Source organism: Acidithiobacillus sp. 'AMD consortium' (assembly GCF_008926505.1).
Taxonomy (GTDB): domain Bacteria; phylum Pseudomonadota; class Gammaproteobacteria; order Acidithiobacillales; family Acidithiobacillaceae; genus Acidithiobacillus; species Acidithiobacillus ferridurans.
Genome location: NZ_CP044411.1, coordinates 2,090,195 through 2,117,027, shown reverse-complemented (window position 1 = coordinate 2,117,027; position 26,833 = coordinate 2,090,195). Strand labels below are relative to the sequence as shown.

The following is a 26,833-nucleotide window of genomic DNA, read 5'->3' as shown; positions in this document are numbered from 1 at the left end:
CACCCGGACGCGTTGTGCGTCAGATTTTCACTCAATGAATAGCACGTAGGAACGATGATGATACCGGAAACTGCCATTCTCTATCTTTTCGTGGCTGCGTCATTACTGGCGATGGCGTCCAACCGATTACGCATACCCTATACGGTTGCGCTGGTCTTGGGCGGACTGTTATTGGGATCACTCCACCTGTTTCCCGCGCCGGTCCTGACGCACGAGCTTTTGTTCACTATTTTTCTGCCAGGACTGGTTTTTGAGTCGGCATATCACCTATCCGCCAGTGCCTTATGGCGCGATCGGTTGGCTATTTTTGGCCTCGCCGTACCCGGTGTGCTGATATCCATCGTGGTGACGGCATTCGTATTCCTCTGGACCAGTCGTTATTTACCCGATTTGGCGGCAGTGACCATGCCGCTCGGTGTCGCCTTGGTATTTGGCGCGACCGTCGCCGCGACGGATCCGATTTCGGTTCTGGCCATTTTTCGCGAACTGCAGGCACCACAACGGCTCACCTTTCTGGTGGAGAGTGAAAGCCTGCTGAATGATGGAACCGCTATCGTCTTCTTCACCTTGTTTCTGGCGATGGCGATGGGGAAACCCATTACCGCTTCCGCCTTGGCGGTGAAGTTTCTGGCCGTGGTGGGTGGTGGCGTCTTGATCGGGACCATCGTCGGGTGGCTGAGTTCAGAGGTCATCAAACGCGTCAATGACGGCATGGTAGAGATCACCTTCACCATACTCGCCGCGTATGGCAGCTTTCTGGTTGCCATGCAGTTGGGTTATTCCGGGGTCATCAGTACGGCCGTGGCTGGCCTGATCTGTGGAAACTACGGTGCTAAAAGGGGCATGGCTCCCTCGGTCAGACTCGTGGTGAACACTTTTTGGGAGTACATCGGCTTTGCGCTGAATTCCCTGGTATTCCTGCTGGTGGGCCTCACCATTCGCTTGCCTGATTTACTACGGATATGGCCCTTGGTGATAGCGGCCTATGTGGCCATCACCATCGCCCGAGGGGTAGTCATCTATAGCATGGGGGCTTTGCTGAGCCGGTCGCGCGCGCGCATGCCGTGGTCGTGGAATTTTGTGCTGATCTGGGGCGGCATTCGTGGCGCCTTATCCATGGTGCTGGCCTTGAGTCTTCCACAACACTTCCCCTTCCGGGAAATGTTGATCAATCTCGTTTTTGGTGTGGTTTTGTTGACCATTTTGATTCAGGGCCTAAGCATATCTCCGGTAGCCCGCGCCTTGGGGGTGCTGAGCCGCAGGCAACTCCCCGCCGATTTCGAGATGCAGCGCATGCGTCTGACCCTGGCGCAAATGGGGCTCCAGGAGATTGATCGATTGCGCCATGAGGGGGTGCGGGATCCACAGGCGCTCGATGCTTTGTCCACGCGCTATATCCAGCAAAGCAAAGACGCCAAAGACCGGCTCTCAAACCTCGACATTGCCGATGAGGATCGTTTCCGCACTGACTTTTATCGCCTGTATCGGCGACTGCTGACCATGCAGAAACAGCGCTTGCTGGATGCACGTCAAGAGAGTCTCATAGGGCACGAAAATTTTGAGCGGCTGGCAGCGAATATCGATGCCGAACTGCTGGAAGTCGAGACTAATATTGATGGACTGATAGAACGATTGCTTCTGCCGGATCAAGGTAAGTAACTGAGCGGCGTTGTATTCTGAATTTTTCAGATGTGCAGAATGGTCTCCCAGGATATGACTGAGGAGAAGATGCTGGCCAGATGGATTTCATTACCGCCAGTGTGACGGTACCCCGCATTCTCTTCTGAAAAGTGGCTCGCGCAAAACTTTTCAATGCAGCCATTGCCGCCACCAGACTTCGTTGATTGCCGGAGCCCCTCTTTCAATGTACCCACTTGCCTCTGACCACGTGGTTTCTGGCACTTTATCTGATTAGCCAAGCCAAAACGGGATTGTCTGCACTGGCTCTGAAGCGCCAACTCGGCGTCAGCTACCCCACGGCCTGGCACATCCACCATAAGCTGATGCAGGCCATGGTCGAACGCGAGGAGGTCTACACTCTGCTGGGCGCGGTACAAGCCGATGATGCCTATCTGGGCGGGGAAAATCCCGGTGGCAAGGCCGGACGAGGGTCTGAGAACAAAGTCCCTTTTGTTGCCGCTGTCTCGGTGGATGCGCAGGGACATCCCGTCTACGCGCGATTTACCGCGATTCAGGGATTTACCAGTACCGCCATAGAAGACTGGGCGCGCAGCACGCTCAATACAGAATGTCAGGTCCTGACCGATGGCCTCCCTTGTTTCAACGGAATAGCCGATGCGGGGCGTTCGCATGCGGTGATCGTCGCCGGGGGCCGCAAGCCCCTGGATTTGCCCCAGTTCCGGTGGGTCAACACCGTGCTGGGCAACCTCAAAACGGGCCTTTCCGGGGCTTACCATGCTTTCAAGTTTCGCAAATATGCGCAACGCTATCTCTCCACCATGACTTATCGCTTCAACCGCCGTTTCAACTTGGCGGCCTTGCCCCTGAGTTTGCTTCGTGCCGCCGTCAACACCGGACCCCGACCAGAGCGATGGCTCCGTGCAGCGGAATCATCGTGCTAATCATGAAGTTGAATGCCCGCTTAAGTAGATGGTTGTTTGGCATCTGCCCAAGAAGCCCTGCAAAACCAGCAGCAGTATGGTCAGGCATCAAACAACCCTCTACTGCTGCCGAGCATCTGGGCTCAAACAGCGGCAGGACAGCGTAAGCGACCGTTCGGCAGTTTGGCCACCATGTCCTCGAAATTCGTTATTATGGCTGTAAACCGTTAGTCTTTGAGAATGGTTTTCGAGAATTGTAACCGCCCCATTACTGAGCCCGCCCCGGAGGTTGCATGGTGCGTTATCCCCAGGCCGAGCGTGTCACGGCGGGCAGCACCGCCAGCATAACCAGGAATACCACGGCTGGCCACCAACCCAAGGCGCCGAAAAATACATGCGAACCTTCACGTCAACCCAGTTCAGTGCTCTCCCTGCGTCTGCGGCGGCTGTACGGGTTTGAGTTTAAGGATCCATTGCGCAATATCCCGGGCGGTTGCATCGGGTACGTTTAGATCAGGCATCATGCCGCCCCATGTGGATGTTCCTCCGTGCTCTATGAAGGAGGAAACCCGCGCCAGGGCATCGGGCTGCTTTTGATATTTCCAGGCCACCCATTCGAAGGCAGGTCCGACGACGCCATGTGCCACCGCATGACAACTCATGCAGCCGTAGCGGGAAATCGCTGCGGGTGCTTGGCGTGGAAGACTATGCTGAACCGCCATCATCGGCATGTGTGGCATCATGCCGGGGCCGCCCATCATGCCCTGTGCGAAGGCGGGCGAAACAATAAATGCCGCGCACGCTGCGGCAAGACCCAAACGCCTGATGGTTTTCCGGTCCATTTCAAGCCTCCTGATACACTGCATTTAACCACCGAATGCAGCATCGAGCCGCGATTTCTGTTCGGCAAAAGTACCGTACAGCGCCCCGCCGTCGATCACGGTGATCGGCGCGACGCGCACGCCGTAGCGGGATTTCGCTTCTTCGGCCACGCCCGGCGCGGTGACGTCGCGTTCATCAAAAGCGACACCGCGCATTTCGAGGTAGCGCTTGACAGCGGCGCAGTCCGGACAGCCGGGACTGGTGTAGAGTAGCACCTTCGCCATGGCTTCAGTCCTGCACAGCCGTGTCGTAGCCTTCTTCCTTGACCGCTGCGATCAATGCGGCAGCGCTCGCCTGACCATGCACTACAGCTTCTCCTGGCGTGAGGGTGACATCGGCCTTTTCAACGCCAGATACGCCTTCCAGCGCCTTCGTCACGGCCCGCACGCAATGTCCGCAGGTCATACCGGTGATCTTCAGCCTGATATCGCTCATAGGTTTTCTCCTGTTGGGAATGAAGTAAAAGGGATATTCAATACGCTCGTATAGGTATCATTCAACCGCGCACGGCATCAGCCACACGCTGGAGTTTGTCGCGCACCTCGATGCCGAGCGCGGTAATTTGCGGCCTGTCCACCATGCCGAGCACGGCGGCGGGATCCATGAACACCACGCTCACGCTGCCATCGGCCTCGGTGCGCACCACCACGTTGCAGGGCAGCAAGGCACCAATGTCGGGATCGGCCTCCAACGCCTGATGAGCATAGTGCGGGTTGCAAGCCCCGAGAATGACATAGGGCCGTCCCTCAATGCCCAGTTTGGCCTTGAGCGTCGCGGCCACGTCAATCGTGGTGAGCACACCGAAGCCTTCCACCTTGAGGGCCGCAGTGACCTGCGCCACGGTGGTTTCAAAATCGCCCTTGGCGGGTACGCTGAAAACGAACTGACTCATAAGGATTCTCCTCGTTTGAACGATCGCTCAGGAATGAGCAGGTTCGAGTGCGGTATTCTGTACAGCACCCGGCGTTACCGTTGGTACATAAGCCTTGAGCCGTTTAAGGCGCAAACTGTTGCTGAGCACGAAAACGGAGGACAGCCCCATGGCTACGCCAGCCACCATCGGATTCAGATGGATGCCGATAGGCACGGCCACGCCAGCCACAACAGGGATCAGTAGAATATTGTAGAAAAAGGCCCAGAACAGATTGCCGCGGATATTGCTCAGGGTGCGCCGTGCCGCCGTCAGTGCCGTGACCACCTCGCCGAGTTGCCCACGCGTGAGGGTCACGTCTGCTGCTTCGATGGCGATGTCCGTGCCTGAAGCGAGTGCAATGCCGACATTAGCCTGTGCGAGCGCTGGAGCGTCATTGATGCCATCGCCGACGAAGGCGACCCGGCGGCCCTGTTCCTGCAATTGGGTGACGACTTTCGCCTTATCCTGGGGCAGCACCTCGGCATGCACCTGCTCGATATGTAATTGCCTGGCAACAGACTGAGCGGTAGCCCGTCCATCGCCAGTGACCATGGCTACCTGCAGCCCACGCGCGCGTAATGCCTGTACAACCACATACGCCTCCGGTTTGATGCGATCGGCAATGGCGAGCCACCCGATCAGCGTTGCGTCGACCGCGACGAACACCACTGTGCGCCCGCCATTTTCTCTTTGTGCCGCAGTCTCGGCGTCATCCCCCAACAGCACATTTTCGCGCTCCATAAAACGTCGGGCGCCAACACGCACCATACGGCCTTCCACTTCACCTTCGATCCCATAGCCGGCAATGGAGCGGAAATTTTTGACCGTGGGCAAGTGCATACCGCGCTCGCCAGCCGCGGTGACAATAGCCCGCCCGAGTGGGTGTTCGGAAGCCGACTCCAACGCTGCGGCCAGACGTAATGCTTTGGCAGAATCAGGGCCACCCTGATCAACAAGGGCAGGACGGCCTTCGGTCAACGTACCGGTCTTGTCGAATAGCAGGGTGTCGACATGCGATAGCGTTTCCAGTGCCTCTCCTTTGCGAAATTCCGCAAAGAACTGCCCGCAACTGGATGGAGCGGTAGCATTCCACCAAATGCGGGGGTGTCAAATTGGAATCGTCAGCGTCCCCGCAACCGTGCCACCCCAGAAAATGCTCGTTAGCAAACTCGCTGTGCGATCGCGCGGATACGGTAACGCTCCAAGCGGATAACCAGGAAAAGGCCAATGACATCACCCGCAAAAACCGCAGCCAATTCCAACAGATAGTCCTGTGCGAACCAATGGCTTACAGCAACGGCTAATATCAAAATGGGCATGGCGTACAGCACTAGATTCCCGAAGGTAAGACCGATACCCTTTACACGCGCCGTACAGGAACAGGATGAGAGAGCGGCCTGAACATCATGCATCTGATTGGTATTCATCACGTTACACCTCACTTGTAGATAGGTTATCCTACTATAGCCGTACATTTGCGGTGCAAGTACCTCACACTCAATGTAGACGATACCGCGGGGGATATCCAGGTTCGCAAAAAACCGCAACGCAAATTGCAGGGTGGACGAGGTCCTGGACCGTCGTCGCGGGGGATAACGCGGGGATTCCCGCAGTGCTATAGTCCGTCCAGGAGGATGTGGAGTATCCGACATTTCGAGGGCCGCTCCGTAACTTCACCGACGCATGTAGATACAAGAGGAGTCATACCATGAGTACCGTGAATCTCACCGACGCCAAGGCAAGACTGCCCTACTAAGTGGGGCTGGCCGTCCAGGGCGAGGAAATCATCATCCTCAGAGAAGGCGAGCCCGTGGCCCAGCTGGTGGCATGGAGTCCGAGAGAAAATGCTGAGCGGTAGCTCCTGCCCATCGGTCACGAGCAGGAGCTTGCCATCCATGCGTTCCGCCAGCGCCCGTGCGCTATCGTCGATATCGTAGCTAAACTGCTGGCGGCCATGTCCACCTGGATAATACGCGATAAATGTGCCTCGCAGACGGCATGGTAGAAGCGTGCCTTGGCATCGCTGCCGGAGAGCTTGCGGCCCCGGTGTTTCTTGCCGTCATCCTGATCATCCAGTTTGCCGGCCCACTGGTCGCCCTGGGTAATCAGCGCTTCGATCCGCGCATTCCGCTTGGCGGTCTGGTCCGCCGCCGTCATGGGATCATGGGCGATGACCAGCCGCAGATCATTCCAGGGGCGCTCGCCGATGACTTCTTCAGTTTCCGGTCTATCGAATCCAGTTTCGATGAACTCAAGACCCATCTGGCCGAGCGCCGGGTCGTACTACGCAGCAAGCGACCGGAATTGGTGGAGCAGGAATTCTATGCCCTCCTGTTGGTTCATGCGGCGGTGCGCCATCTGATGACCGAAGCTGCAGCGCAAACCGGTCAGGCTGCTCAGGATCTGTCCTTCATCCATGCGGTGCGCGTCCTGCATCGCCGTCTTCCCGCAGCCGGCGCTATTCCCCCCTCGGGGTAGGTCTGTCTGGTTGCAGAGTGTGTTGCGGAAAATGGCTTCTGGCCGCGCTGTTACCAGTCGTGGCAAGCGTAACCCACGCGGGGTGCGCAGACAAATGAGTTCATACCTAATCAGGGATAGGGGCGATCCGTTGCAATCGCCTTGCGACCCATGCCCTATTATTGCCATCTAAACATTATTGGGCCTAATGGTGCCCCCCATTACCCAAGCTTCTGGGCCGCAACTGCTTTTCTAATATAACCAGAGACAGCAGGTTGGTTCTACTTGTCGAGTTTCCCTCCGCCTTATACTATGTGCGGTATGGAGAATTTATGATGAGCGTCGCAGAAGAAGTGCAGAGGTTACTGGTGCCTAAACTCGACGCGCATAAAGCGCAAATAGCCGAGGTTCGCGGCGTTCAAAGCCAAATGAGTGAGCGGCTGCGTGAGCAGGCCTCGCAGATATTGGCCCAGCGCCGGGAAGCTTCTGAAGCAATGGCGAGGATAGAGTCGCGCCTTGATGCCAGAATGGATCGTATTGAAAATAGGATGACAAGGATTGAAGATAAAATCCAACGCCAAAGCGATAAGCTGGACCAGATTATCACGCTGCTTGTCTCTCATAACCGTCTTGCTGGCGATTAGAGAACGTCTATAGATGACAGCCACAAAACAAAACATCACCTACCACCTGGTCGATTCAACCAGATTAAGCATCGACCATCAATTTCCGGGCAATCTGGTTACACTGCTCATGTGACATTGGGTATAGCGCAAGCACAAGGGATTCCTGCCAACAGACGGCAGGATGAAACTTTATTGTTCTAGAAATGCGCTATTCTCTCAGAGACACATCGATTCAGGATGAAACATTGTTTTCCAGTTAAATTCGGATAACGATAAATCAATAAGTTACATATTTTCTGGGAGGATACTTTTTTGTCCGTTAACAGTCGCGCCGGAAGCGGGCGAGCTGATTCAGACGGCCGCGCTGGCGATTCGCAACCGCATGACGGTGCAGGAACTGGCCGATCAGTTGTTCCCCTATCTGACGATGGTCGAAGGGCTGAAGCTCGCGGCGCAGACCTCAACAAGGACGTGAAGCAGTTTTCCTGCTGCGCCGGGTGAGGAAAAGGAGGTATTCGATGAACGCCTACTTTGCGACGGCAGTTGCCAGATGGGTTAATTAGCGATCCTGCGTTCGGGGAATCTCTGAACAAGCGACATGCTGGCTGCTTGTCGATCCATGCGCTAGGCGGTGAGCCGAACCCTCTGGAGGAGCTTGGCGTTGATGGCGACGATCACGGTGGAAATGGACATCAGGGCCGCCCCCACCGCCGGGGAAAGCACCAGGCCAACGCTGTAAGCCACCCCGGCAGCAAGGGGGATCGCCACGATGTTGTAGCCGGCACCCCACCACAGGTTCTGGATCATCTTGCGATAGGTCGCCCGGGAAAGTTCCAGGATAGCCGCCACATCCCGGGGATCGGAGCGGACCAGCACAATGTCCGCCGACTCGATGGCGACGTCCGTGCCCGCTCCGATGGCGATCCCGACATCCGCCTCCACCAGGGCAGGCGCATCGTTGACACCGTCGCCGACCATGGCCACGCGCAATCCCCGCGCCTTTACCTCCTTGATCTTCTCCGCCTTTTGTCCAGGGAGCACTTCGGCGAAATAGTCGTCCAGCCCCATTTCCTGGGCCACCCAACGGGCCACCGCTGCGGAGTCGCCGGTCAACATCATCACCTGTACGCCCATCCCCTTCAGCCGCGCGAGGGCTTCCCGCGACTCCGCTCGAATGATGTCGGCCAGCGCGACAGCCCCCTCCGGTTTCTCGTCGACGAGCAGGTATATCACCGTTTTGCCCTGGGATGCCAAGGCCGCGATCCGCTTATCGCTGACATCGAGACCGCTCTCCTTGAGATAGCCGGGGCTTACGACCTTCACATTGCGCCCATTTACAACGGCTTGCGCGCCCTTACCGGGGATGGCCTTGAATTCCTTGGGAGGCTCGAAGCCGATGCCCTTCGCTTTGGCATATGCCACGATGCCAGCGGCGATGGGGTGCTCCGACTGGCTTTCGAGGGCCGCGGCGAGCCGTACGACCTCATCTTCGGCGTATCCGCCGAGCACGACTACATCCGTGACGCCGAACCGTCCCTCCGTCAAGGTCCCGGTCTTGTCAAACACCACCGCCTGCAGTTGGCGCGCCCGCTCAAAAGCAGACCGGTCCCGGATAAGCAGCCCATGCTGCGCCGCCATGGCGGTGGACACGGCGACGACCAGTGGAATCGCCAGGCCTAGGGCATGGGGACAGGCAATCACCATGACGGTGACCATGCGGGCCAGGGCAAACTCGAAGTGCTGGCCAAGGACCAGCCAAATGGCAAGGGTAAGTCCGCCGACGCTCAACGCGGTAAGGGTCAGCACCAGGGCCGCGCGGTCGGCAAGATCCTGGGTCCGGGAGCGGGACTCCTGCGCCCGGCGCACCATCTCGATGACCTGTGAAAGATAGGTTTCACTGCCGGTCTTGTGGACCTCGACGGTGATACTCGACTCCCCGTTAACCGAACCACCGATCACTTCGTCGCCGTCCCCCTTCTCCACGGGCTGGCTTTCGCCAGTGAGCATGGCCTGGTTGATGGTGGTCTGTCCCTCGATGACACGTCCGTCCGTAGGGATTTTTTCGCCAGGCTTCACCAACACCCGGTCACCGCGCTGCAGATTGGCGACCGGCACGTCTTTCATGCCCTCCGGGGTTACGAGATGGGCCTCGGATGGCATCATTTGCACCAGTTTTTCCAGTGCGCCAGAAGCCCCCAGGACTGATTTCATCTCGATCCAGTGGCCGAGCAGCATCACATCGATCAGCGTGGCGAGCTCCCAGAAGAACACTTCCCCCTGCACCCCGAACACGACAGCGCTCGAGTAAAAATAGGCCACGCTGATGGCCAGAGCGATCAGCGTCATCATGGCTGGCTTGCGGGTCTCAAGCTCGGCAAACAATCCCTTCAGGAAGGGCCAGCCACCGTAGAAATACACTCCACTCGACAACGCGAAAAGCACATAGGATGACCCTGTGAAGGCGAGCGCCGCCTCCAGCCCCAGCAGCCGCTGGATAAGCGGCGACAAAAGGAGGATAGGGATCGTCAGGGCCAGCGAGACCCAAAACCGTCGCCGGAAATCGGCGATCATGGCACCATGGTTGTGACCGCCGTGCGCGCCGGGATGAGCGTTACCCATCCCATGTTCCTGATGTCCCGAATGGTCCATAGAATCCTCTCTATTTTACCGCAGCAGGAACCTCAGCGCCGGTTGCCGACATTGGCTCTTAACCAACGAGACCAGATGTCTACCACAGTTCCACCTGTTGGTGGCGCATCCGGACCCGCTTTGGTGGATGGAGACACGTTATTGTTCCAGGTCGCGACGTCTTTCCAGGTATTCATCCCTTCCTATTTCCCCGCGGGCATAGCGTTCATGGAGCACATCCAGCGCGGTGTTTTTCTTGCCACCCCGAATCCCGCGACCCGTGAAGGCCTGCATCAGCAACATGACGCCAGCAACGATGGCAAAAATCAGCAAAAGGCAAAGCAAACCCCAAAACAGGACCATGAATACCGACCCTGTCCAATCATAACCGTTGCCAAAACCACCCATCATGTAAGGCCACATTTTCTGTTCCTCGTCGTTCACTCGCTACGCCACGGACCCAGAACAAACGCTCGTTGATGACCATTCAACGCCACTTCAGTGTAGTAGGCGGTGTCCACTTGTTCCATCTTCTTTCAGACTATCCCATGGATGGGGACCACCTCAGCCATCAGTGTCCTGGCGATTGAGGATATGGTCCTAGGCAAGTCCCTCGGCCACTCTACCTCCGCTGCCAATGGTCCCCCTGTTGACCATTGGATTCTTCCCATCTCACCTCTGCCTCGCGGTAACTTCGGTCCACATATTGGTAACGGCACCCCACATAGATTGCCCAGATGCGATAGCGTTTCTCGCCGACCATGGCGATGGCCTCTTCCTTGTGTTCCTCCAGGCTGCGGACCCGGTGGATGAGGTTCTGGGCGTAGTGGGGGCGGAAGTTTTCCACGTCCAGGACTTCCAAGTGCTGGACGGCCATTTCGTGGACCTCCCGCCAGAGATGGAGGATCTCGCCGTCGGAAAAGACTTACAAACACCGACGGTTGGAGCGATAGAAAAAGCTATGGATAAGGGGCGCGCCAGTAAGGGCGGGAAGCGCGGCACTCAGTCGCGGGTTCGGGAAAGCGTTGACTTTTTGATGGCCGTTGTGTTGTGATGGCCACACTAGCAGCTTGAGATGGGAGTGCCGTGCGCGTTTTTCGCCTGTTCGTTCGCCGGATAGCCTTTATGGCCCTGCTTCTACTGCTGCCTTGGATGTTGGCACCTGTAGACGCTGCCTCGGCGCCGTGCGCCCTGTCGATGACAGGGGTAGCCGCACACAGCACACAAACACCGCGTTGCGAGCAGACCCTCGGCGCTCCGGCCCAGCAAGGCACCTGCCTGACTGCTTGCTGCCACCACGATATGATGACGCCGGTGGCGGAGAGTGCCAACAACATCACCCCCGCCATGTCGGCTCTCGCCGTTTCCGTCGCGTCCTGGCTTACTCTCCCTTCTCCTAAGCCCGTTCCCCATTTTCTCCACGTTGCGGCCCACACTGGTCTTCCCCCACTCTCCGCAGTTCGTTTTCTCATTTAGCCTCCCGCCTGAATCCGTAGTCCCGCGCATAGTCGCGCCGGACAGGAAATTCGCGTCTTCGGCCCTAACCCGGGCCGCATGTGGAGACTATTATGAGCGATGTGCAAAGAAGTTCTGGAAATAAATATTTTCTAAAGTGGGTTGCGGCTATTCGCAGGGGCGCAGAGCTACTCTCCCTTCCCGTCATGCTGATGATGGTGTTTAGCCCTTATGCCAGTGCCGTCTCATTGAGCCTGCAGAGCGCAGAGGCGATCGCCCTGCGGCAAAATCCCGGTCTCGGCGCCCTGACCCAAAAGATCGCGGAATTGCGGCACCAAGCGGTGGCGGTAGCCCAACTCCCCGATCCGCACCTCGCCCTCGGTGTGGTCAACGCACCCCTCAACAACTTCTCCATGAACCAGCAGCAGATGAGCATGCTGAGCGTGGGCCTGAGCCAGACTTTTCCCTCCTTTGGCAAACTGGGGCTGGAAGGGCAGCAGGCAGGGGTGGAAGCCCAGGCGGCGGCCGATACCCTGCGCGGCCAGTCTGCCGAGTTGGTGTTATTGCTGCGCCGCGCCTGGCTGCAAGCCCTCTATGCCGAAGATGCGGTAGCAACGGTCCGACATCAGGAACAGTTGCAGACAGAGAGCGTGCAAGCGGCGCTGGCACTCTATCGCTCCGCGCAAGGGTCACAGGCCGATGTACTCCGCGCACAACTGGCGCGCGACAGCCTAGCCAATGATATCAATCAATTACAGGCGGAGCAGGCGAGCGATCTGGCGCAAATCGCGCAGATCCTGGATCTACGGAAACCGCCGTCCATAGAAAAGCAATGGCCGAACCTGCCACCCCCGCCCACCCTTGCCCAAGCGGAAGCCCGGCTTTCCGGCCAACCCCTCCTGCGGTCCGCCCAGGCGCAAACGCGCGCCGCGCAAATTGGCGTGCAGGTGGCCAAGCGTGGCTATTGGCCGGAAGTCACGGTCAGCGTCGATTATGGCCAGGATTTCTACCCCGGCAGCCCCAACTGGCTGTCAGCGGGGGTCAACCTGAGCCTGCCCATATTTCCGGGAGATCGCCAGGACCAGGACGTCGCCGCCGCCCGGGCCAAGGCACTGCAGGCGCAATATCGCTACGACGATCAGCACCTTGCCTTGACCCAGCAGGCGCGCACCACCTTCGCCCGTTATGAAGCCCTCAAGGCCCGGTTGGAGCGCACCGATCGGCAACTGCTTCCCACCGCCCGGAATGCCTTTTCCGCGACGCTCGCCGCCTACGCGGCGGGACGTGCCGAACTGAGCGCGGTGCTGCGCACCCAGAAAGAAGTGCTGGACTATGCTCTGACCCGCCTGCAATACCGCCGCGACCTGGACCTCAGCGCCGCAGAGCTGGATTTCCTCACCACCCAAGGAGCAACGCAACCATGAAGGCACGCAACTGGATCATCGGCATGGGCCTGCTGGGCATTGGTGTAGGTCTGGGGGCTGGCGCGGTGTGGTGGCTGCGAGTCCCTGCCGCGGCACCGAGTGCCAACTCCACCGCAACCCATTCTCAGGAAGGCACGCCAAAGGGACGGCATATCCTCTACTGGGCCGCCCCCATGAACCCCAAGATTCATTCGGATCACCCAATGAAGGACAGCATGGGGATGGCGTATCTCCCGGTCTATGCCTCCAGTCCGAACGCGCCCAAGGCGTCCGGCCTCAGCATCGATCCGCGCCTAGCCCAAAACCTGGGAGTGCGTCTCGTGGATGTCCAGCGCCGTCCGATGGGTCAGGCCATCCACACCGTGGGCACCGTGGCAGTGGACGAGAACCGCGTCTATTCCGTCAATCCGCGCTTCTCCGGCTGGGTGACACGCTTGAATGTCCGCGCCGTCGGTGACCCCGTGCGGCGCGGACAGGTACTCGCCGAGATTTATTCTCCCGAGCTGTATAGCGCCCAACAGGAATATCTCATTGCCCGTCGCCAGGGCGGAACGACGGAAGACTCGGCTCTGCTGGCGGCAGCCAAGGCGAAATTGCGACTGCTGGGCATGCCGGAAGGCGAGATCGCGGCCCTGGCCCAGCGCGGGACGGCGCAACGGGACGTGCCACTCCTGGCGCCTGCTTCCGGGGTGGTCGAGAGCCTCGACGTGCGCCAAGGTGGTTACGTCTCGCCCCAGACGAATATCTATGCAATCGCCAATCTCGACCGGGTATGGGTCAATGTAGCGCTCTACTCCTACCAATTGCCCTGGATACGGATCGGCAACCCCGTGCGCCTGCATCTGCCGGCCTATCCCGGCAAGGACTGGGAAGGACGTCTGAACTTTCTCTATCCGACCCTCGACCCCAAAAACCGGACGGTGACGGCCCGGCTGAGCTTTCCCAATCCCGGCGGAGAGTTGCGCCCCGGCACCTACGCCACCGCCACTATTTTAGCCAGCCCCAAGGAGACCCTGGCGGTGCCCAGCAGCGCCGTACTGCGTACCGCTCAGGGGGATTACGTGATGCTGGGTGAGGGCCAAGGGCACTTCCTGCCGGTACAGGTCGCCCTAGGGCCGGAAACCGACGGCTGGGTAGCCATCGACAAGGGACTCAAGGTGGGCGACCGGGTGGTGGAGAGCGCCCAGTTCCTGCTCTATTCCGAATCCCAGTTCCAGTCGGTCAAGGCCCGCATGCTGGGTGGCAACACGGCGCCCACCACGAGTGCCATGCCGGGCAGTGGACGTTCCCGGTCGCAGAACAGTGGTCTGACTCAGGGCCGGGAATCCCCGGCGCCGGCCGCTCCCGCCGGGGATGCAGGCGCCCCACCGACGCCCCCGACCTCGTCCGGCCCGGGTACCACGCCCGGAATGAACAGGGGCCAGGAAGGTCAATCCCATGATTAGGGCGATCATGCGTTGGTGTATGGAAAACCGCTTGCTGGTCATGATTGCTGTCTTGGTGTTGACCGTCGCCGGTACGCTGGCGGTGATCAATATTCCCCTGGAGGCCATCCCCGACATCTCGCCCACCCAGGTCATCATCAAGACCTCCTATCCGGGCCAGGCTCCGCAGATCGTTCAGGATCAGGTGACCTATCCCCTGGAGACCACCCTGCAGGAGGTGCCCGGCGCCCAAGCCGTGCGCGGCTACTCGATGTTCGGGGATTCCTATGTCTACGTCCTCTTCAAGGGTGGCACCAGCATCTATCAGGCCCGTAATCTGGTACTCCAATACCTGAGCCAGGTGCAGTCCAAGCTGCCGCCGGGGATCACGCCGGCCCTTGGCCCCAACAGTTCGGGGGTGGACTGGATCTTCGAGTATGCCCTCACCGATCCCAGCGGAACTTTGAATCTGGCCCAACTCACCACCTTGCAGAACTGGTTCCTCAAGTACGAACTGCAGGGCATCTCCGGCGTCGCCGAGGTGGCGACGGTGGGGGGGATGGTGCAAGAGTACCAAGTGGTGGTGAACCCCCAGAAACTCCTCGCCTACAACCTGACCCTGCCGGAGGTGGAGGCCGCCATCCGCGCCGCGAACGGGGAGACCAGCGGCTCGGTGGTGGATATGGGGGAAGCGAGTTATATCGTCCGTACCTCGGGTTACATCCATTCCCTGAAAGCCCTGGAGGATGCTTCGCTGGGGGTGCGCAACGGCGTGCCCATTACACTGCGGGAGGTGGCCCGTGTGCAGTTGGGGCCGCAGTTGCCCAACGGGATTGCCGAGCTCAACGGCCACGGACAGGTGGTGGGCGGGATCGTCATGATGAACCAGGGCGGCAACGCCTACGCCCTCATCCACCAGATCGAGCGCAAGCTGAAGGAAATCCAGCCCTCCCTGCCCAAGGGCGTGAAGGTTGTCACCACCTACAGCCAAGCTCCGCTCATCCAGCGCAGTATCCATACCCTGACCGGTAAGCTGCTGGAAGAATCCCTGGCGGTGGCGCTCATCTCCCTGCTCTTTCTGCTGCGTGCACGTTCGGCGCTGGTGGCGCTCATCGCCCTGCCGCTGGGGATACTGGCCGCCTTTTTCATCATGTGGTCTCTGGGGATCCCCGCCAACATCATGTCCCTGGGCGGCATCGCCATCGCCATCGGCGTGATGATGGATGCCCCCGTGGTCATGATCGAGAATATGCACAAGCATTTAGAACACAACCCCGGCGTCGACCCTTGGGCGGCGGCCATAGCGGCGGCGGAGGAGGTCGGTCCGGCACTGTTCTTCTCGCTGATCATCATCGCCGTTTCCTTCCTGCCGGTCTTCGCCCTGGGCGGCGAGGAAGGCAAGCTCTTCGCGCCCCTCGCCTTCACCAAGACATTTTCCGTGGCCGCCGCCGCCATGCTCTCGGTAACCCTGGTGCCCATCCTCATGGCTTGGTTCATTCGCGGCCGCATCCTCCCCGAAAGCAAAAACCCCCTGAATCGGGTCCTGGCTTTCCTCTACCGACCGGTCATCCACGGTGTCCTGCGCGCTCCCTGGATCATTTTGGTCCTCGCCCTGCTGCTCACGGCCACCCTCTACTACCCCTGGAATCGCCTGGGGTCGGAATTTATGCCACCCCTGAACGAGGGGACGCTGCTCTACATGCCGGTCACCCAGGATCCGGCAGTCTCCATCGGCCAGGCGGCCGCGCTCCTGCAGCAAACGGACCGCATCCTGAAGACCTTCCCCGAGGTGGAGACGGTTTTCGGCGAGGCCGGAAGGGCACAAACGGCGACCGATCAATCGCCCCTGTCCATGTTTGATACGGTGGTGAATTTGAAAAATCCCGACCAGTGGCCAGCCGGGATGACCATGCACAAGCTGCAAAGCAAGATGAACAAAGCCTTGCAAGTCCCCGGCCTGTCGAATATCTGGACGCAGCCGCTCAAAGGACGGGTGGATATGCTGACTACCGGTCTCCAGACGCCATTAGGCATTAAAATCGGCGGAACGGATCTCGATACCCTGAACCGCCTGGGGCAGGACCTCCAAACGGTTTTGCGCAAGGTCCCTGGGACCCAAAGCGCCTATGCGGCCCGCGTCACCGGTGGCCGCTACATCGTCGTGCACACCGACCGCGCCAAGGCCGCCCGCTACGGTCTTTCGGTGGCGGATGTGAACCGTCTGGTGGAGACGGCGATCGGCGGCGAGATCCTGACCACTGCGGTGCAAGGGCTGGAGCGCTTCCCGGTGGATCTCCGTTACCCCCGGGAACTGCGCCAGTCCCTGGCCACCCTGATGGAAAGCCGCATCGCCGCTCCCGACGGCGCCCAGATCCCTTTGGCCCAGGTGGCCGACCTCCGCATCGAGGGAGGGCCAGCCATGCTCACTAGCGACAACAGTCGGCTGAACAGTTGGATCTACATTGACCTGAAGCCCGGCACCAACATCGGTGCTTATGTGCCCCGCGCCAAGGCGGCGATTGCGAAAGCCGTCCGTCTCCCAGGAGGTTATACCGTCTCCTGGGTAGGCCAGTATCAGGTCATGGAGCAGGCCGCCAAGCGCCTGGAGCTGGTCATTCCCGCCGTCATTCTGCTGATCGCCCTGCTCCTCTACTTCAACTTCAAAAACTGGGTGGAGGTGACCATCATCCTGCTCACCCTGCCCCTGTCCCTGGTCGGCGGTTTCTGGCTCGTCTACTGGCTCGGCTACAAACTCTCGGTGGCCGTGGCCGTGGGCTTCATCGCCCTGGCGGGGGTGGCGGCAGAATTCGGGGTGGTGATGCTCCTCTACCTGGATCAGGCCCTCATCCGGCGGCAGGCCCGCGACACCTTGCAGAGTTGGCATGATCTTCAGCTTGCCGTCATCGAGGGGACCATGCTGCGTCTGCGGCCTCTGGCCATGACCTTGACCCTGGTGGTGGGTGGCCTCTTGCCCATCATGTTCAGCCATGGCGCCGGTGCCGATGTGATGAAGCGTATTGCCGCCCCCATGGTGGGCGGCATGTTCAGCGCCGCGTTACTGGCGCTGCTGGTGATCCCCGCCCTCTACGCCCTGTGGCAGAAACGGCGATTGGGCCTGCGGTGATGATGCCGTGCGAAGTGGGAAGGAGAAGTTCGTGGCAACACTAACGAAGCGTAGGCATGGAGGATTGATGATGGAACCGAAATTATTGACATCGGCGAAGATGGGGGGGCATGGCGGGATCCGCTTCCGTCTGGATGGGGAATTAACCCCGGTATTGACGCTGGACTTGGGCCCTTTGAGTTTTGTGCTCTTTGAGCATCACACCTTATTGTGGAAAGACCAGAAAACCATCATTTCGGCCACGTCGCCGAAAAGCGCTCGAAGTTTTTGGGATCGTCCGTCGTGGCTGATGATGGCATCCGGACCCGGGTCATTGAGTCTCAGCCGGGATTGCGTCGGCAAGATATTCGGGGTGAGCCTGCATGACGGAGATACTCTGTTGGCACCCACCCCGCACTTTCTGGCGGCGAGCGGCGCGGTCCACATCGAGAGCTTCTCCGGCGAGAGCGACGGACCTTGGGTCACAGGGGACACCGCGTCAAGCATTGATCGCTTTTCCGTGGTAGGGGATGCGGAGGGGCTGGTTTGGCTGCACGGTCACGGGGACGTCTGGGAACTCACACTGGCGAAAGGGGAATCCTTGGACTTGGATCCGGGGGCATGGATCGCTCGTGATTCCTCGATCCAATGGGAATCCATTGGGCTGGGATCGCTTTCTACGGATCTGGCCGCAGGAGCGAATTGGGGCATATGCCGCGCACAGGGTCCCGGGACCATCTGGATGCAAAGTGGCGGGGTCGGCCTTGCGCGATGGTGAGGGCTGTTTCCCGGATCTTTGTGGGCTTGGTCAATGATACGCAGACCCTGGAGGAAGTATGAACTCAACAACGGATAACCGTTATATCCTGCACCCTGTCTGGGACCCGCTGCTGCGGGCACTGCATTGGTGGATGGCGCTTGCCATGATGGCGCAATTCACCTCAGGCGCGACCCTCCTGGCCTTGGGTAACGACATGTCTGACGCCCTGATGGGAAAGATCGACATCATCCATTATGTCGGCGGCTATGCTTTCGCCGCCGGGCTGGTGGTGCGCATCATCTGGCTCTTTGTCGGCCCGCCGACGGCGCGCTGGCGCGACCTCCTGCCCCTGACGTCAGCCCAGCGCCGCATCTGGCGGGAAACCCTCGCCTGCTATCTGAGCGGTTTCCGCCGCCCGATTTCTCCCTATCGGGGGCATAACGCTTTCGCCGGCCCCGCCTATCTCGTCTTTTTCCTGATTGCCGTGGTGCAGATTGCCTTGGGTATCCGTCTCTCGCTCATGCCGGATAGCGAAGCGATGCACTCCCCGTTGATGGTGATGCATGAATGGGGTTTCTTTCTGCTGCTTGCCTTCGTCATTGTCCATGTGGCGCTCGTGATGGCGCACGAGATCGCGGGTCGCCACGGCTTGATATCGGCCATGATCCACGGTCACAAGGGGTTCACCGAGTCGGAATACCAAGCCCTTCATGCCGATTGGGACGCTGCGTTCAGTGTCCAGGCGGACCCAGGCGGACCGAGCGGCGGGACGGAAGGGCTGGACGACATGACTTCAAATAACGGAGATGACACGAAAAGCAGGCATGAGTGATGGATAGGCGAGCAGAACGGACGCGCAATTTCGCCGTGGGCGGAAAGGAGGGACACCGGAAATTGTTGCCATAACTAAGTGCTTAAACTTTGATAAACGAACAGTTCACCAACAGCAAGGAGACGAACATGAAACGTTTTTATTTCAGCCTCATTCTGGCGTGTTCGGCAGCGGCCACGCTTCCGGCTTATGCGGCCATGGGCAACATGCCAGGCATGGACAATATGGGCACCGTATCAGGCCAAGCGACCAAGGCCCAGACCTTCATGGGGCAGGGCAAAATCAACAGCATCAATCCCGATGCGAACACGGCCAATGTCGCCATGGGTCCCGTCAAGGCCCTTGGCTGGCCCAGTATGTCAATGAATTTCCTGCTCCAGAACACGGCTATGCTCAACGGCCTCAAGACTGGAGAGATCGTGAATTTCGTCTTCGCAAAGGATACCGCCGGGGGGTACGTCATCACCAGGATCACGCCGGTCAGACAATGAAAATACGAAGTAACTGTAATCCGGCTCATCGGGGAATACCACGGGGATATTATCGGGTTATATCATCCACTGGATCGCTACTAAATTCATCTGAGTCAATACATGAGGATTCGCCATGACATTAGAAACATCCCACCAGGAGATATACAAAGAAATACGGATCATGACGATCAGACTTCGCCATGCTGCCCTGCGGGGTTTTATGATGATGATCCTTATGACCGCGCCATTATCTGCCTATGCACGCGAAGATCATGCGCCAACTAATCCAAGGTATGAGACAAAAATACTGAAAGATAAAGCAGAATATTTAACGTACACCATGATTGTACAGATCAAGGATGGTCGCTGGGAGGAAGTCGTTAAGAACGCCCAAAAGGTTGCCGAGATTGGCAAACAAATACAGGCAATAAACGCTTATTGATGTGGGTGGCTGCTGGCGCCATCAGACCTTCATGACGGGCAGGAACGCTGTATCTACCGGATGAATGGCTTGATGTACGGGACGATGCCTTTGTGGGGAAAGGGCGGCCGGGCGAAAGTTGGTCGTGGCGCTGAAGGCAAAACTCCTGTCATTTGGACCGCTGAAAGCCGAGGAAAGAGTGCATGGTTAATCCTAAAAACAGCAGTTCCCTTTCGCTGAAATCAAGAGGTTCATCAGATAGGGCGGGGGTTTTCGTTGCGAAGTGGTCACCAGTTGGGTGACCACCCTCATGGTTCTTGGGGGTGAAAACATACTGGATGGGCACGGAGTGCCTGCGGTACTGCCGCAAGCTCACCATCATCAGGTAAAGGCTCCTGTGGATCCAGCCAGCCGTGCGTTGCCGCTTGTTGGCGTAAGACGACATCACCATAACGGATTTTAGAGATATTAGTGAGGTATTCGGGTATATATTCACTGAACAGCCGGTACGGAGGTTACGCTACCGTCAGGTACAGAAAACTCAAGGGATCCCACAAATGGCTAATTGCTGTGAAAACAAAAGCTGCGAGATAGATGCCATGCGCGACAGTCACGGACGTGTGCTGTGGATCGTGTTCGCCATCAATGCTGCCATGTTTTTCGTGGAGGGCTCGGCGGGCCTAATCGCCCATTCAATCTCGCTGCTGGCGGACGCGCTGGACATGCTGGGCGATGCCTTGGTGTATGGGCTCAGCCTCTTTGCGCTGGCACGGTCGGCGCGCTGGCAGACAGTTGCTGCCCTGGTAAAGGGCGGCGTCATGCTCGCCCTTGGGCTTGGTGTGTTGGGGACGGCAGCCTACAAGGCGTTTCACCCCGCCATGCCGGGTATCGAAACGATGGGAATCGTCGGTGTGCTGGCACTCATCGCAAATCTCGTGTGCTTTTTTCTTCTGTACCGATCCCGTGGCCACAACCTAAACATGAGTTCCAGTTGGCTGTGCTCTCGAAACGATTTGATCGCCAATATCGGTGTTTTACTAGCCGCCAGCAGCATTTACCTGCTTGCCTCGCGCTGGCCGGATATCATCGTCGGTGCCCTTATCTCCGGTGTGTTTCTCAGCTCCGCGCTTAACGTCCTGCGGCAATCCTTGAAAGCACTACGTGCGCCCGTTTCATCCCGTTAAACCGTGCAGCGGTTCGGCTTGCACGGACAAGCCATGACCGAAAGAAATCAGGCAACAGCTTTGGACAAGGGGGCAACCGGGTTTTACGTTCCGTGGCTCCTTAAACCCCAATAGAACATTCCGCTTGAATGTTGTCGATGTCCATGGCGAAGTCTACACCGGTATGGCGCGTTTTGTGGCGGTACCGGCGGAACTGGGTGAGATCGGTATTCTGCCGGGGCATGCGCCCCTGCTGTCCGGGCTGCGGCCCGGCGAGTTACGCATTACCCAGCCAGACGGCCAGACGCAGATTCTTTTTCTGGAGGGTGGAATGCTGGAGATTCAACCCGATATCGTAACCATCCTCGCCGATGCCAGCCTGCGGATTGCGGATATCGATATTCACGAAAGCAGGGAACGCATCAAGGACGCACAAAGTACGCTGGCGAAACGTGCGGTTCCGGCGATGGATTTTGCCCGCGCCGAACTGGAATTGCAGCGGGAAGTGGCAAAATTGCATGCGTACCAGCGCTACCAGATACAGGAGCAACGGGGTGGCGGTACGGGCAATTATCATTGGGAGCGCCCGGCTTTGCAGAATGTGCCGAAGGTGAACGTGCAGGAACTGGAGGATTGACGGCTCCGGGCCGGGTATGGGGCCGATGGACGCCGCCGCCTATGACGCCTGGTATGATACCCCTCGCGGGCGCTGGATCGGCATGGCGGAGTTCCGCCTGCTTTCCAGGCTCCTGCAGACGCAGCCGGGGAACACACTTCTGGACGTGGGCTGTGGTACCGGCTGGTTCACCCGCCGCTTTGCCGAAGAGGGCCTCCTCGTCACTGGCCTGGATCCCAACCCGGACTGGCTTGCCTTCGCCCGTGCCAAGGGCCCCCCTGAGATCCGCTGGATAGCCGGAGATGCTCGCGCACTGTCTTTTCCCGACCGCAGTTTCGACCAGGTGGTTTCGGTTGCGGCACTGTGTTTTGTGGAAGATGAGCGGCGGGCCGTGGCCGAGATCGTGCGGGTGGCGCGCCGGCGTTTCGTCATCGGCTGGCTCAACCGGGCAAGCCTGCTTTATCGACAGAAAGGGCAGGGCGGCGGGAGCGGGGCCTACCATGGGGCGCACTGGCATCGTCCCAACGAGTTGCTCGACTTCTTCTCCGGTTTGCCGGTACGCCGACTGGCGGTGCATTCCGCCATATTTCTTCCTGCCGGGGACGGGATGGCGCGAACGCTGGAACATCTGCTGCCCCACACGCTGCCCTGGGGCGGCCTGGTAGTCATTTCGGGGGAGACGGAATAAGGAAAATCCTTGTCAGCCTGTTTGGCTTACCGATCGCTGCACATCCTTCAAGGGGGCCTGGACCGAACCGCCATGACATATACAGTTTTCCCCTTGGGCGGCGGCCACCAACTCATGCAGGATACCGCATTCGGCGGTTGCATGTTGCCCATGGCAACGTCCGCGCAGTTGCTCAAGCTGCCGCGCCAACGCTTGTAGGGACTGGAGTCTTCCCTGTACGTGCGCCAGATGCGTATCGATCAGTCGATCCACGTCTTGGCAATCGTCCAGTGGGTGATCCAGCAAGTGCAATAGTCGCTGCACATCCGCGAGTGGCATATCCAGCGCCCGGCAATGGCGAATAAAGGCAAGTCGCTCCAGATGCGCGGGGCCATAAGCGCGATAACCATTCGCCCGCCTGGTTGGCGCGGGCAACAGGCCTATTCGCTCATAATAACGGATGGTCTCCGGATCCACGCCGGTCACCTGTCCAAGTGCGCCGATTCGCATATTATTCCCCCAAAATGCGCAGTATAAATCCTTGACTATGTAGTGACTACAAGGTTTGTAATGGCCATTCATTCGGATTTTTTTGGGGAAGGATGATATATGGCATACGACCAACATGATGATCATGACCATGCCACTGGTCACCAGCAGACCCATGGCCACGCGCATGGGCATAATCATGCCCATGGCCCGGCGGGCTACGGCCGTGCCTTCGCCATCGGGGTGGCGCTCAATCTGAGTTTCGTGCTGGTTGAGGCCGTGTTCGGGGTGATGGGACATTCCTTGGCCTTGCTGGCGGATGCCGGCCATAACCTCAGTGACGTGCTGGCCATGTTGATGACCTGGGGCGCCACTGCCCTGGCCCGCCGCCCACCCTCAGTCCGTTTCACCTACGGGTTGCGCAGTTCGTCTATCCTGACGGCACTGGCCAACGCCGTATTTCTGTTGGTGGTGACTGGCGGGATCGCCTGGGAAGCGATTCAGCGTCTGCTGCATCCAGCTCCGGTAGACAGCAGTATCGTGATCGGCGTGGCGGCTTTCGGGACGCTGATCAATACCGGGACGGCACTGCTGTTCATAGCGGGGCGCAAGGGCGATCTGAATGTCCGGGCAGCCTTTTTGCACATGGCAAGCGACGCTGTCGTCTCGCTTGGCGTGGTCATCGCGGGAATCGTGATGCTTTTTACGCACTGGTTTTGGCTGGATTCCACGGTGAGTCTGCTCATCAGCGCGGTGATCGTGATCGCCACCTGGGGGTTATTGAGGGACTCCACCCAATTGGCCCTGCATGGCGTGCCAGAAGGGATCGAAACCCAGGTGGTACGCGCCTATCTCGCCGCTCTGCCGAATGTGACGGCGGTGCATGACCTGCACATCTGGGCCATGAGCACCACGGAAACGGCGCTGACCGCGCATCTGGTCATGCCGAACGGCTATCCGGGGGACGCGCTTCTGAACCAAATCAGCGATGAATTGCAGGCGCGCTTTCGCATCGACCATCCCACCTTGCAGGTGGAGACAGGCGATCCGGCCCATCCATGCGCACTGGCTCCGGGGAGACCTTATTGCGCCTGCCAGCAAAACGATTTTTCTGTTTCGTGAGCTGACCCCATGGTGGCCATGGGTCGGGTCGGAGCATGCATGGGGACATGATGGTGACATTTTGGCGCCATTGCAGCCTGTGTTTCGGATGTCGGTTATCGGCGCGTATCATGTTTTGCGTGGTTAGAGGTCGAGACTAACCTTAATCTATTAAGCTTAATCTGGCGATTAAGCAGTAGGCAAAGGGGCGGCCCCTTTTGAAACCCCCACGCGATGCATGAGGATAGAACCATGACGATGACGATTAGTGTGCGACTGGAGCATTTGAATAGTGTGACCTATGGCGGCCAGCAGCAGCATGACATGCGCGACGCAAAGCGCATTCCTAAGTACGTGGACAAAGATAGAAGCGATAAAAATTCCATTTTGATAGCAGGCCCATCTGCGGATCATCTCCAGCAAGAAATCATCCGGCATCGAAAAAAAGCGAAGCAGCGTGGGTTCCGCAAGGATGGAAGATTGGCGCTTTCTGGCATTGTGACATTTGGAACAGAAGCGCAATCCATCATTAATGACATGACGCCAGAGAAACAAAATGCAGTTTTCCGTAAGATCGCAGAACGCACTGCAAAGCTGGCCGATCGTGAATTGATTAGTCTGGTTGTGCATCGTGATGAATCCGCACCGCATGCTCATTTTATGTTGAGAAGCTATAAGCATGACCAAGAGACGGGCCATGAAATCCCCATGAATTTGGCTGCCGTTGATCTGCGGATGTTGCAGGATGTGGCCGGGAATGAAGTGTCCGACTTGGGTATCACCAGAGGCAAGAGCAAAAAAAAGAGAATCGCAGACGGTGAAGAACCCGCTAACTGGATACATCGATCAGTAAAGCAGCTTCATGAAACGCTTCCTGCCGACATTGCCAAGGTTGAGGAACGGCGCAAGCAAATTGAAATTGAAGCAGAGGAAGCGTTGGATCGGTACTTAAAAAATATCCGTTTGGCTGAACAAGCGCAAATTGATCTTGAGCAAAAGAAAGGCGATGAAGAAAAAGTTAAAAAACGCTTGGAAGTTTACAAAAAACGTGCAGAGGATGCGGAGGAAAAACAGCGTCAGCTTGATGATGAAAAAAACAAGCTTGATGTTGACATTGCGGCCAATCGTGAAGCCCTTGAAAAACTGGATGCTGGCATTGCGAAAAAACGGCAGGAGGTGGCGCTGCTGGATGCCCAGAGCCAGCAGAAAAAAGCCGTCACGGCACAGGTGCGGGATGCCATGCCCGTGCTGGAGGGGAAGATCATCCCGATGACCAGAAACAGGATTCTATCCCAGGAGGCCGTGGATGCTTACCACGCACAGGTAGCCGAATATATTCGGGACAAAGCGGTGCAAATGGGGCGGAACGCCATCCGGGAAGCCCATGAAAACGTGACCAGGCGTGAGGAGAACGTGAAAGAGCGGGAAGCCCAGGTCCAGCACAAGGAAAGCAGTTTACTGGAATGGGATGCCGCCTTGAAAACACGCGAACAACGGCTGGATAACTATGCTTCGGTGCTGGATGAAAACCGAAAGCTCAAGCTGAGACTGGAAACCATCGGCACCCATGTGGGCCATATACTGGGTATCGAAAATGCGTCTATGAATCGCGGCAAAACCTTGAGAGCCGTTGAATCGGCCTCCTCGATGGCGAGTTTTCGGAAGGCGTTGGCGGAACAGCGGCTTACCATGACGGGGCAGGGACGCGGCGATACGCCGGGGTACTAAGGCGGTGCAGGCCGTTACCGTATAACGGAATAGCGTTTTTTGAGGTTGGCTGGGCGATATTTGGGCGACTCCCCGAAAACCACGCCACACCCCGCGCTGCAATGCTGGTATTTGCTGGTTTTGTCATTTCAGACTGTGGTGCGCTGCTCAGTAGCGCACCGCTGCGGATGCAGGCCTGTCCGGGCCGCCGGAGCATACTTGTCGCCGAGCGCAGTCATTTTGGGGACTTGGATATCCCAAAATCTATAGCGAGCACGGCGAGACTGTCAGCGAAATCTATTGAGAACCAATTTTAAAATCCTGATTGATCTCATGGGTGGACTGGACTGCCAGGAGAACTGAACAGGTAAAGATTTATACGCCGCGCGAGGGATCGTTGAAGACCTCGAGATGGCCCTCGACGGCCGAATTGATCGTCTCCTCCTTGCGGTCACATATACGGCACTTCATCTCGGTGTCGATATCGAGTGTTACGTCCCGCGATAATGTAGGAGCCATGTCACGAGCTATTCGAGGTTGAAACGACGGGGCGCCAGAACGCGGAGATACCCAAGGATGCGTGGGAAAAACTGTGTGAACACTCCACCGGCTAAAGCCGGTGGCTTCAAGTTACGGCTGGAAGCCGGATCGGTCGGCACCAAGGCCGATGGCTGTCGCTACACAATATGGAAATCATCATCCGGTTCCGGCGGAGTTTGGTTCTTGAGGTACTCCTGCCAAACCTCATCCGTAACGTTCCCGCTACTCGCCACCCAATAGCCCCGGCCCCATAAGTGCTGGCCCCAGTAGGGGTCAGCTCACGAAACGGAAAAAATCGTACGGTAAGTGTAGCGGCTTGTAGCGCGGTCGTGTACGCCTTTCCTTTGGTGCGTTCCCAGGTCATCACGCGCTTGTCGAAAGGCGGCACCTTGCTGACCAACCCGTAATTGCTCGCCAATCTTAAAGCGTTGCCAACCGCCGCAGGCGGAAATCCCGTAGCGGTGGCGAGTTCCCGTGAATCCATGGCTCCTGCTAAGGCAGCAACGACAATCGGGACCAGTTCTTCGGTGGTTTTCTGAGGTTCTTTTGATGGTTTGTGCAGGGTGCTTTTTTCGGTGAAGCCTTGGAAAT

At 58.3% G+C, this 26,833-nt stretch carries 26 protein-coding genes and 5 pseudogenes; 18 read left to right on the top strand and 13 right to left on the bottom strand.

The window, feature by feature from the left end:
- Positions 1–54: 54 nt before the first annotated feature.
- On the top strand, positions 55–1,659 hold the full coding sequence (locus tag F6A13_RS10915; RefSeq protein WP_225981804.1) for a cation:proton antiporter: 1,605 nt from the start codon (positions 55–57) through the stop codon (positions 1,657–1,659).
- Between the two features lie 58 nt (positions 1,660–1,717).
- Positions 1,718–2,582, top strand: a pseudogene (locus F6A13_RS10910) (IS1595 family transposase).
- A 398-nt stretch (positions 2,583–2,980) separates the two neighbouring features.
- On the opposite strand, the gene F6A13_RS10905 reads toward F6A13_RS10910, so the two are convergent.
- From F6A13_RS10905 to F6A13_RS10875, 7 genes and pseudogenes are all read right to left on the bottom strand, one after another.
- Positions 2,981–3,403 carry a c-type cytochrome gene (locus tag F6A13_RS10905; RefSeq protein ID WP_012537201.1) on the bottom strand — a complete coding sequence of 141 codons (423 nt, stop codon included), beginning with the start codon at positions 3,401–3,403 and terminating at the stop codon, positions 2,981–2,983.
- Positions 3,404–3,427: 24 nt separating this feature from the next.
- On the bottom strand, positions 3,428–3,667 hold the full coding sequence (locus F6A13_RS10900) for a glutaredoxin family protein (protein WP_009560960.1): 240 nt from the start codon (positions 3,665–3,667) through the stop codon (positions 3,428–3,430).
- 4 nt (positions 3,668–3,671) lie between these two features.
- Entirely contained in the window at positions 3,672–3,878 is a 207-nt protein-coding gene (locus tag F6A13_RS10895; protein ID WP_009560961.1) for a CopZ family metallochaperone, read from the bottom strand.
- A gap of 61 nt (positions 3,879–3,939) precedes the next feature.
- The gene (locus F6A13_RS10890; protein ID WP_012537200.1) at positions 3,940–4,335 is read right to left on the bottom strand and encodes a DUF302 domain-containing protein; all 396 of its coding nucleotides are present in this window, start codon (positions 4,333–4,335) and stop codon (positions 3,940–3,942) included.
- A gap of 27 nt (positions 4,336–4,362) precedes the next feature.
- The gene (locus F6A13_RS10885) at positions 4,363–5,454 is read right to left on the bottom strand and encodes a heavy metal translocating P-type ATPase (RefSeq protein WP_225487670.1); all 1,092 of its coding nucleotides are present in this window, start codon (positions 5,452–5,454) and stop codon (positions 4,363–4,365) included.
- A 62-nt stretch (positions 5,455–5,516) separates the two neighbouring features.
- Positions 5,517–5,783 (bottom strand): hypothetical protein, encoded by a 267-nt coding sequence (locus F6A13_RS10880; protein WP_009569252.1) that lies wholly within the window; start codon positions 5,781–5,783, stop codon positions 5,517–5,519.
- 428 nt (positions 5,784–6,211) lie between these two features.
- Positions 6,212–6,576, bottom strand: a pseudogene (locus tag F6A13_RS10875) (IS1634 family transposase); the annotation flags it as partial.
- Between the two features lie 84 nt (positions 6,577–6,660).
- Between F6A13_RS10875 and F6A13_RS15430 the strand changes: the two are divergent.
- The 3 genes and pseudogenes from F6A13_RS15430 to F6A13_RS10865 all read left to right on the top strand — a co-directional run.
- Positions 6,661–6,834 carry a hypothetical protein gene (locus tag F6A13_RS15430; RefSeq protein WP_158303828.1) on the top strand — a complete coding sequence of 58 codons (174 nt, stop codon included), beginning with the start codon at positions 6,661–6,663 and terminating at the stop codon, positions 6,832–6,834.
- Between the two features lie 311 nt (positions 6,835–7,145).
- Positions 7,146–7,457, top strand: a complete 312-nt coding sequence (locus F6A13_RS10870) for a snapin/pallidin family protein (protein ID WP_009569249.1) — start codon at positions 7,146–7,148, stop codon at positions 7,455–7,457.
- Positions 7,458–7,761: 304 nt separating this feature from the next.
- Positions 7,762–7,940: pseudogene (locus tag F6A13_RS10865) on the top strand (mercuric reductase); the annotation flags it as partial.
- A 123-nt stretch (positions 7,941–8,063) separates the two neighbouring features.
- Here the strand turns inward: F6A13_RS10865 and F6A13_RS10860 are convergent.
- The 3 genes and pseudogenes from F6A13_RS10860 to F6A13_RS10850 all read right to left on the bottom strand — a co-directional run.
- Complete coding sequence (locus tag F6A13_RS10860; protein ID WP_225981803.1) at positions 8,064–10,058, bottom strand: copper-translocating P-type ATPase; 1,995 nt, start codon at positions 10,056–10,058, stop codon at positions 8,064–8,066.
- Positions 10,059–10,226: 168 nt separating this feature from the next.
- Positions 10,227–10,490: an SHOCT domain-containing protein gene (locus F6A13_RS10855; protein WP_126605158.1), complete on the bottom strand. Its 264-nt coding sequence runs from the start codon at positions 10,488–10,490 to the stop codon at positions 10,227–10,229.
- 199 nt (positions 10,491–10,689) lie between these two features.
- Positions 10,690–10,980 (bottom strand): annotated as a pseudogene (locus F6A13_RS10850) (class I SAM-dependent methyltransferase); the annotation flags it as partial.
- A gap of 212 nt (positions 10,981–11,192) precedes the next feature.
- Between F6A13_RS10850 and F6A13_RS10845 the strand changes: the two are divergent.
- The 8 genes from F6A13_RS10845 to F6A13_RS10810 all read left to right on the top strand — a co-directional run bounded on the left by F6A13_RS10845 (position 11,193) and on the right by F6A13_RS10810 (position 19,980).
- Positions 11,193–11,543 (top strand): hypothetical protein, encoded by a 351-nt coding sequence (locus tag F6A13_RS10845; protein ID WP_012607422.1) that lies wholly within the window; start codon positions 11,193–11,195, stop codon positions 11,541–11,543.
- Positions 11,544–11,635: 92 nt separating this feature from the next.
- A complete protein-coding gene (locus F6A13_RS10840) occupies positions 11,636–12,946 on the top strand; it encodes a TolC family protein (protein ID WP_012537195.1) in 1,311 nt (436 codons plus the stop codon).
- Positions 12,943–14,391 (top strand): efflux RND transporter periplasmic adaptor subunit, encoded by a 1,449-nt coding sequence (locus tag F6A13_RS10835; protein ID WP_012537194.1) that lies wholly within the window; start codon positions 12,943–12,945, stop codon positions 14,389–14,391. The genes F6A13_RS10840 and F6A13_RS10835 overlap by 4 nt, the downstream gene beginning before the upstream one ends.
- Positions 14,384–17,494, top strand: coding sequence for an efflux RND transporter permease subunit (locus F6A13_RS10830; protein WP_012537193.1), 3,111 nt, complete (start codon positions 14,384–14,386; stop codon positions 17,492–17,494). Before F6A13_RS10835 ends, F6A13_RS10830 begins: the two co-directional genes overlap by 8 nt.
- Before the next feature lie 67 nt (positions 17,495–17,561).
- A complete protein-coding gene (locus F6A13_RS10825) occupies positions 17,562–18,251 on the top strand; it encodes an AIM24 family protein (RefSeq protein WP_012537192.1) in 690 nt (229 codons plus the stop codon).
- A gap of 58 nt (positions 18,252–18,309) precedes the next feature.
- A complete protein-coding gene (locus F6A13_RS10820; RefSeq protein WP_012607418.1) occupies positions 18,310–19,065 on the top strand; it encodes a cytochrome b/b6 domain-containing protein in 756 nt (251 codons plus the stop codon).
- 128 nt (positions 19,066–19,193) lie between these two features.
- Positions 19,194–19,556, top strand: a complete 363-nt coding sequence (locus F6A13_RS10815) for a copper-binding protein (RefSeq protein ID WP_012537190.1) — start codon at positions 19,194–19,196, stop codon at positions 19,554–19,556.
- 115 nt (positions 19,557–19,671) lie between these two features.
- The gene (locus tag F6A13_RS10810) at positions 19,672–19,980 is read left to right on the top strand and encodes a hypothetical protein (RefSeq protein ID WP_012537189.1); all 309 of its coding nucleotides are present in this window, start codon (positions 19,672–19,674) and stop codon (positions 19,978–19,980) included.
- Positions 19,981–20,128: 148 nt separating this feature from the next.
- Here the strand turns inward: F6A13_RS10810 and F6A13_RS10805 are convergent, their stop codons facing one another.
- Positions 20,129–20,341, bottom strand: a complete 213-nt coding sequence (locus F6A13_RS10805) for a hypothetical protein (protein ID WP_012537188.1) — start codon at positions 20,339–20,341, stop codon at positions 20,129–20,131.
- A gap of 217 nt (positions 20,342–20,558) precedes the next feature.
- Between F6A13_RS10805 and F6A13_RS10800 the strand changes: the two genes are divergently transcribed.
- The 3 genes from F6A13_RS10800 to F6A13_RS10790 all read left to right on the top strand — a co-directional run bounded on the left by F6A13_RS10800 (position 20,559) and on the right by F6A13_RS10790 (position 22,426).
- Positions 20,559–21,143, top strand: coding sequence for a cation transporter (locus F6A13_RS10800; protein WP_225981802.1), 585 nt, complete (start codon positions 20,559–20,561; stop codon positions 21,141–21,143).
- A gap of 124 nt (positions 21,144–21,267) precedes the next feature.
- Positions 21,268–21,759, top strand: coding sequence for an ATP synthase F1 subunit epsilon (gene atpC, locus F6A13_RS10795; protein ID WP_012537186.1), 492 nt, complete (start codon positions 21,268–21,270; stop codon positions 21,757–21,759).
- A 16-nt stretch (positions 21,760–21,775) separates the two neighbouring features.
- Entirely contained in the window at positions 21,776–22,426 is a 651-nt protein-coding gene (locus F6A13_RS10790) for a class I SAM-dependent methyltransferase (RefSeq protein ID WP_012537185.1), read from the top strand.
- A 12-nt stretch (positions 22,427–22,438) separates the two neighbouring features.
- Here the strand turns inward: F6A13_RS10790 and cadR are convergent, their stop codons facing one another.
- Positions 22,439–22,915, bottom strand: coding sequence for a Cd(II)/Pb(II)-responsive transcriptional regulator (gene cadR / locus F6A13_RS10785; RefSeq protein ID WP_012537184.1), 477 nt, complete (start codon positions 22,913–22,915; stop codon positions 22,439–22,441).
- 99 nt (positions 22,916–23,014) lie between these two features.
- Here cadR and F6A13_RS10780 point away from each other — a divergent pair, with 99 nt between their 5' ends.
- Together F6A13_RS10780 and F6A13_RS10775 are read left to right on the top strand one after the other, a co-directional pair.
- Positions 23,015–24,016 (top strand): cation diffusion facilitator family transporter, encoded by a 1,002-nt coding sequence (locus F6A13_RS10780; protein WP_012537183.1) that lies wholly within the window; start codon positions 23,015–23,017, stop codon positions 24,014–24,016.
- A 231-nt stretch (positions 24,017–24,247) separates the two neighbouring features.
- Entirely contained in the window at positions 24,248–25,723 is a 1,476-nt protein-coding gene (locus F6A13_RS10775) for a plasmid recombination protein (protein ID WP_012537182.1), read from the top strand.
- Between the two features lie 656 nt (positions 25,724–26,379).
- Here the strand turns inward: F6A13_RS10775 and F6A13_RS16025 are convergent.
- Positions 26,380–26,499: pseudogene (locus F6A13_RS16025) on the bottom strand (IS200/IS605 family transposase); the annotation flags it as partial.
- Between the last annotated feature and the right edge of the window lie 334 nt (positions 26,500–26,833).

Bases quoted from the DNA above. Each gene is read 5' to 3' on its own strand.
- F6A13_RS10915 (WP_225981804.1), top strand. From the start codon at position 55: ATGATGATACCGGAAACTGCCATTCTCTATCTTTTCGTGGCTGCGTCA.
- F6A13_RS10905 (WP_012537201.1), bottom strand. From the start codon at position 3,403: ATGGACCGGAAAACCATCAGGCGTTTGGGTCTTGCCGCAGCGTGCGCG.
- F6A13_RS10900 (WP_009560960.1), bottom strand. From the start codon at position 3,667: ATGGCGAAGGTGCTACTCTACACCAGTCCCGGCTGTCCGGACTGCGCC.
- F6A13_RS10895 (WP_009560961.1), bottom strand. From the start codon at position 3,878: ATGAGCGATATCAGGCTGAAGATCACCGGTATGACCTGCGGACATTGC.
- F6A13_RS10890 (WP_012537200.1), bottom strand. From the start codon at position 4,335: ATGAGTCAGTTCGTTTTCAGCGTACCCGCCAAGGGCGATTTTGAAACC.
- F6A13_RS10880 (WP_009569252.1), bottom strand. From the start codon at position 5,783: ATGAATACCAATCAGATGCATGATGTTCAGGCCGCTCTCTCATCCTGT.
- F6A13_RS10870 (WP_009569249.1), top strand. From the start codon at position 7,146: ATGATGAGCGTCGCAGAAGAAGTGCAGAGGTTACTGGTGCCTAAACTC.
- F6A13_RS10860 (WP_225981803.1), bottom strand. From the start codon at position 10,058: ATGGGTAACGCTCATCCCGGCGCGCACGGCGGTCACAACCATGGTGCC.
- F6A13_RS10855 (WP_126605158.1), bottom strand. From the start codon at position 10,490: ATGTGGCCTTACATGATGGGTGGTTTTGGCAACGGTTATGATTGGACA.
- F6A13_RS10845 (WP_012607422.1), top strand. From the start codon at position 11,193: ATGGCCCTGCTTCTACTGCTGCCTTGGATGTTGGCACCTGTAGACGCT.
- F6A13_RS10840 (WP_012537195.1), top strand. From the start codon at position 11,636: ATGAGCGATGTGCAAAGAAGTTCTGGAAATAAATATTTTCTAAAGTGG.
- F6A13_RS10835 (WP_012537194.1), top strand. From the start codon at position 12,943: ATGAAGGCACGCAACTGGATCATCGGCATGGGCCTGCTGGGCATTGGT.
- F6A13_RS10830 (WP_012537193.1), top strand. From the start codon at position 14,384: ATGATTAGGGCGATCATGCGTTGGTGTATGGAAAACCGCTTGCTGGTC.
- F6A13_RS10825 (WP_012537192.1), top strand. From the start codon at position 17,562: ATGATGGAACCGAAATTATTGACATCGGCGAAGATGGGGGGGCATGGC.
- F6A13_RS10820 (WP_012607418.1), top strand. From the start codon at position 18,310: ATGAACTCAACAACGGATAACCGTTATATCCTGCACCCTGTCTGGGAC.
- F6A13_RS10815 (WP_012537190.1), top strand. From the start codon at position 19,194: ATGAAACGTTTTTATTTCAGCCTCATTCTGGCGTGTTCGGCAGCGGCC.
- F6A13_RS10810 (WP_012537189.1), top strand. From the start codon at position 19,672: ATGACATTAGAAACATCCCACCAGGAGATATACAAAGAAATACGGATC.
- F6A13_RS10805 (WP_012537188.1), bottom strand. From the start codon at position 20,341: ATGATGGTGAGCTTGCGGCAGTACCGCAGGCACTCCGTGCCCATCCAG.
- F6A13_RS10800 (WP_225981802.1), top strand. From the start codon at position 20,559: ATGCGCGACAGTCACGGACGTGTGCTGTGGATCGTGTTCGCCATCAAT.
- F6A13_RS10790 (WP_012537185.1), top strand. From the start codon at position 21,776: ATGGGGCCGATGGACGCCGCCGCCTATGACGCCTGGTATGATACCCCT.
- cadR (WP_012537184.1), bottom strand. From the start codon at position 22,915: ATGCGAATCGGCGCACTTGGACAGGTGACCGGCGTGGATCCGGAGACC.
- F6A13_RS10780 (WP_012537183.1), top strand. From the start codon at position 23,015: ATGGCATACGACCAACATGATGATCATGACCATGCCACTGGTCACCAG.
- F6A13_RS10775 (WP_012537182.1), top strand. From the start codon at position 24,248: ATGACGATGACGATTAGTGTGCGACTGGAGCATTTGAATAGTGTGACC.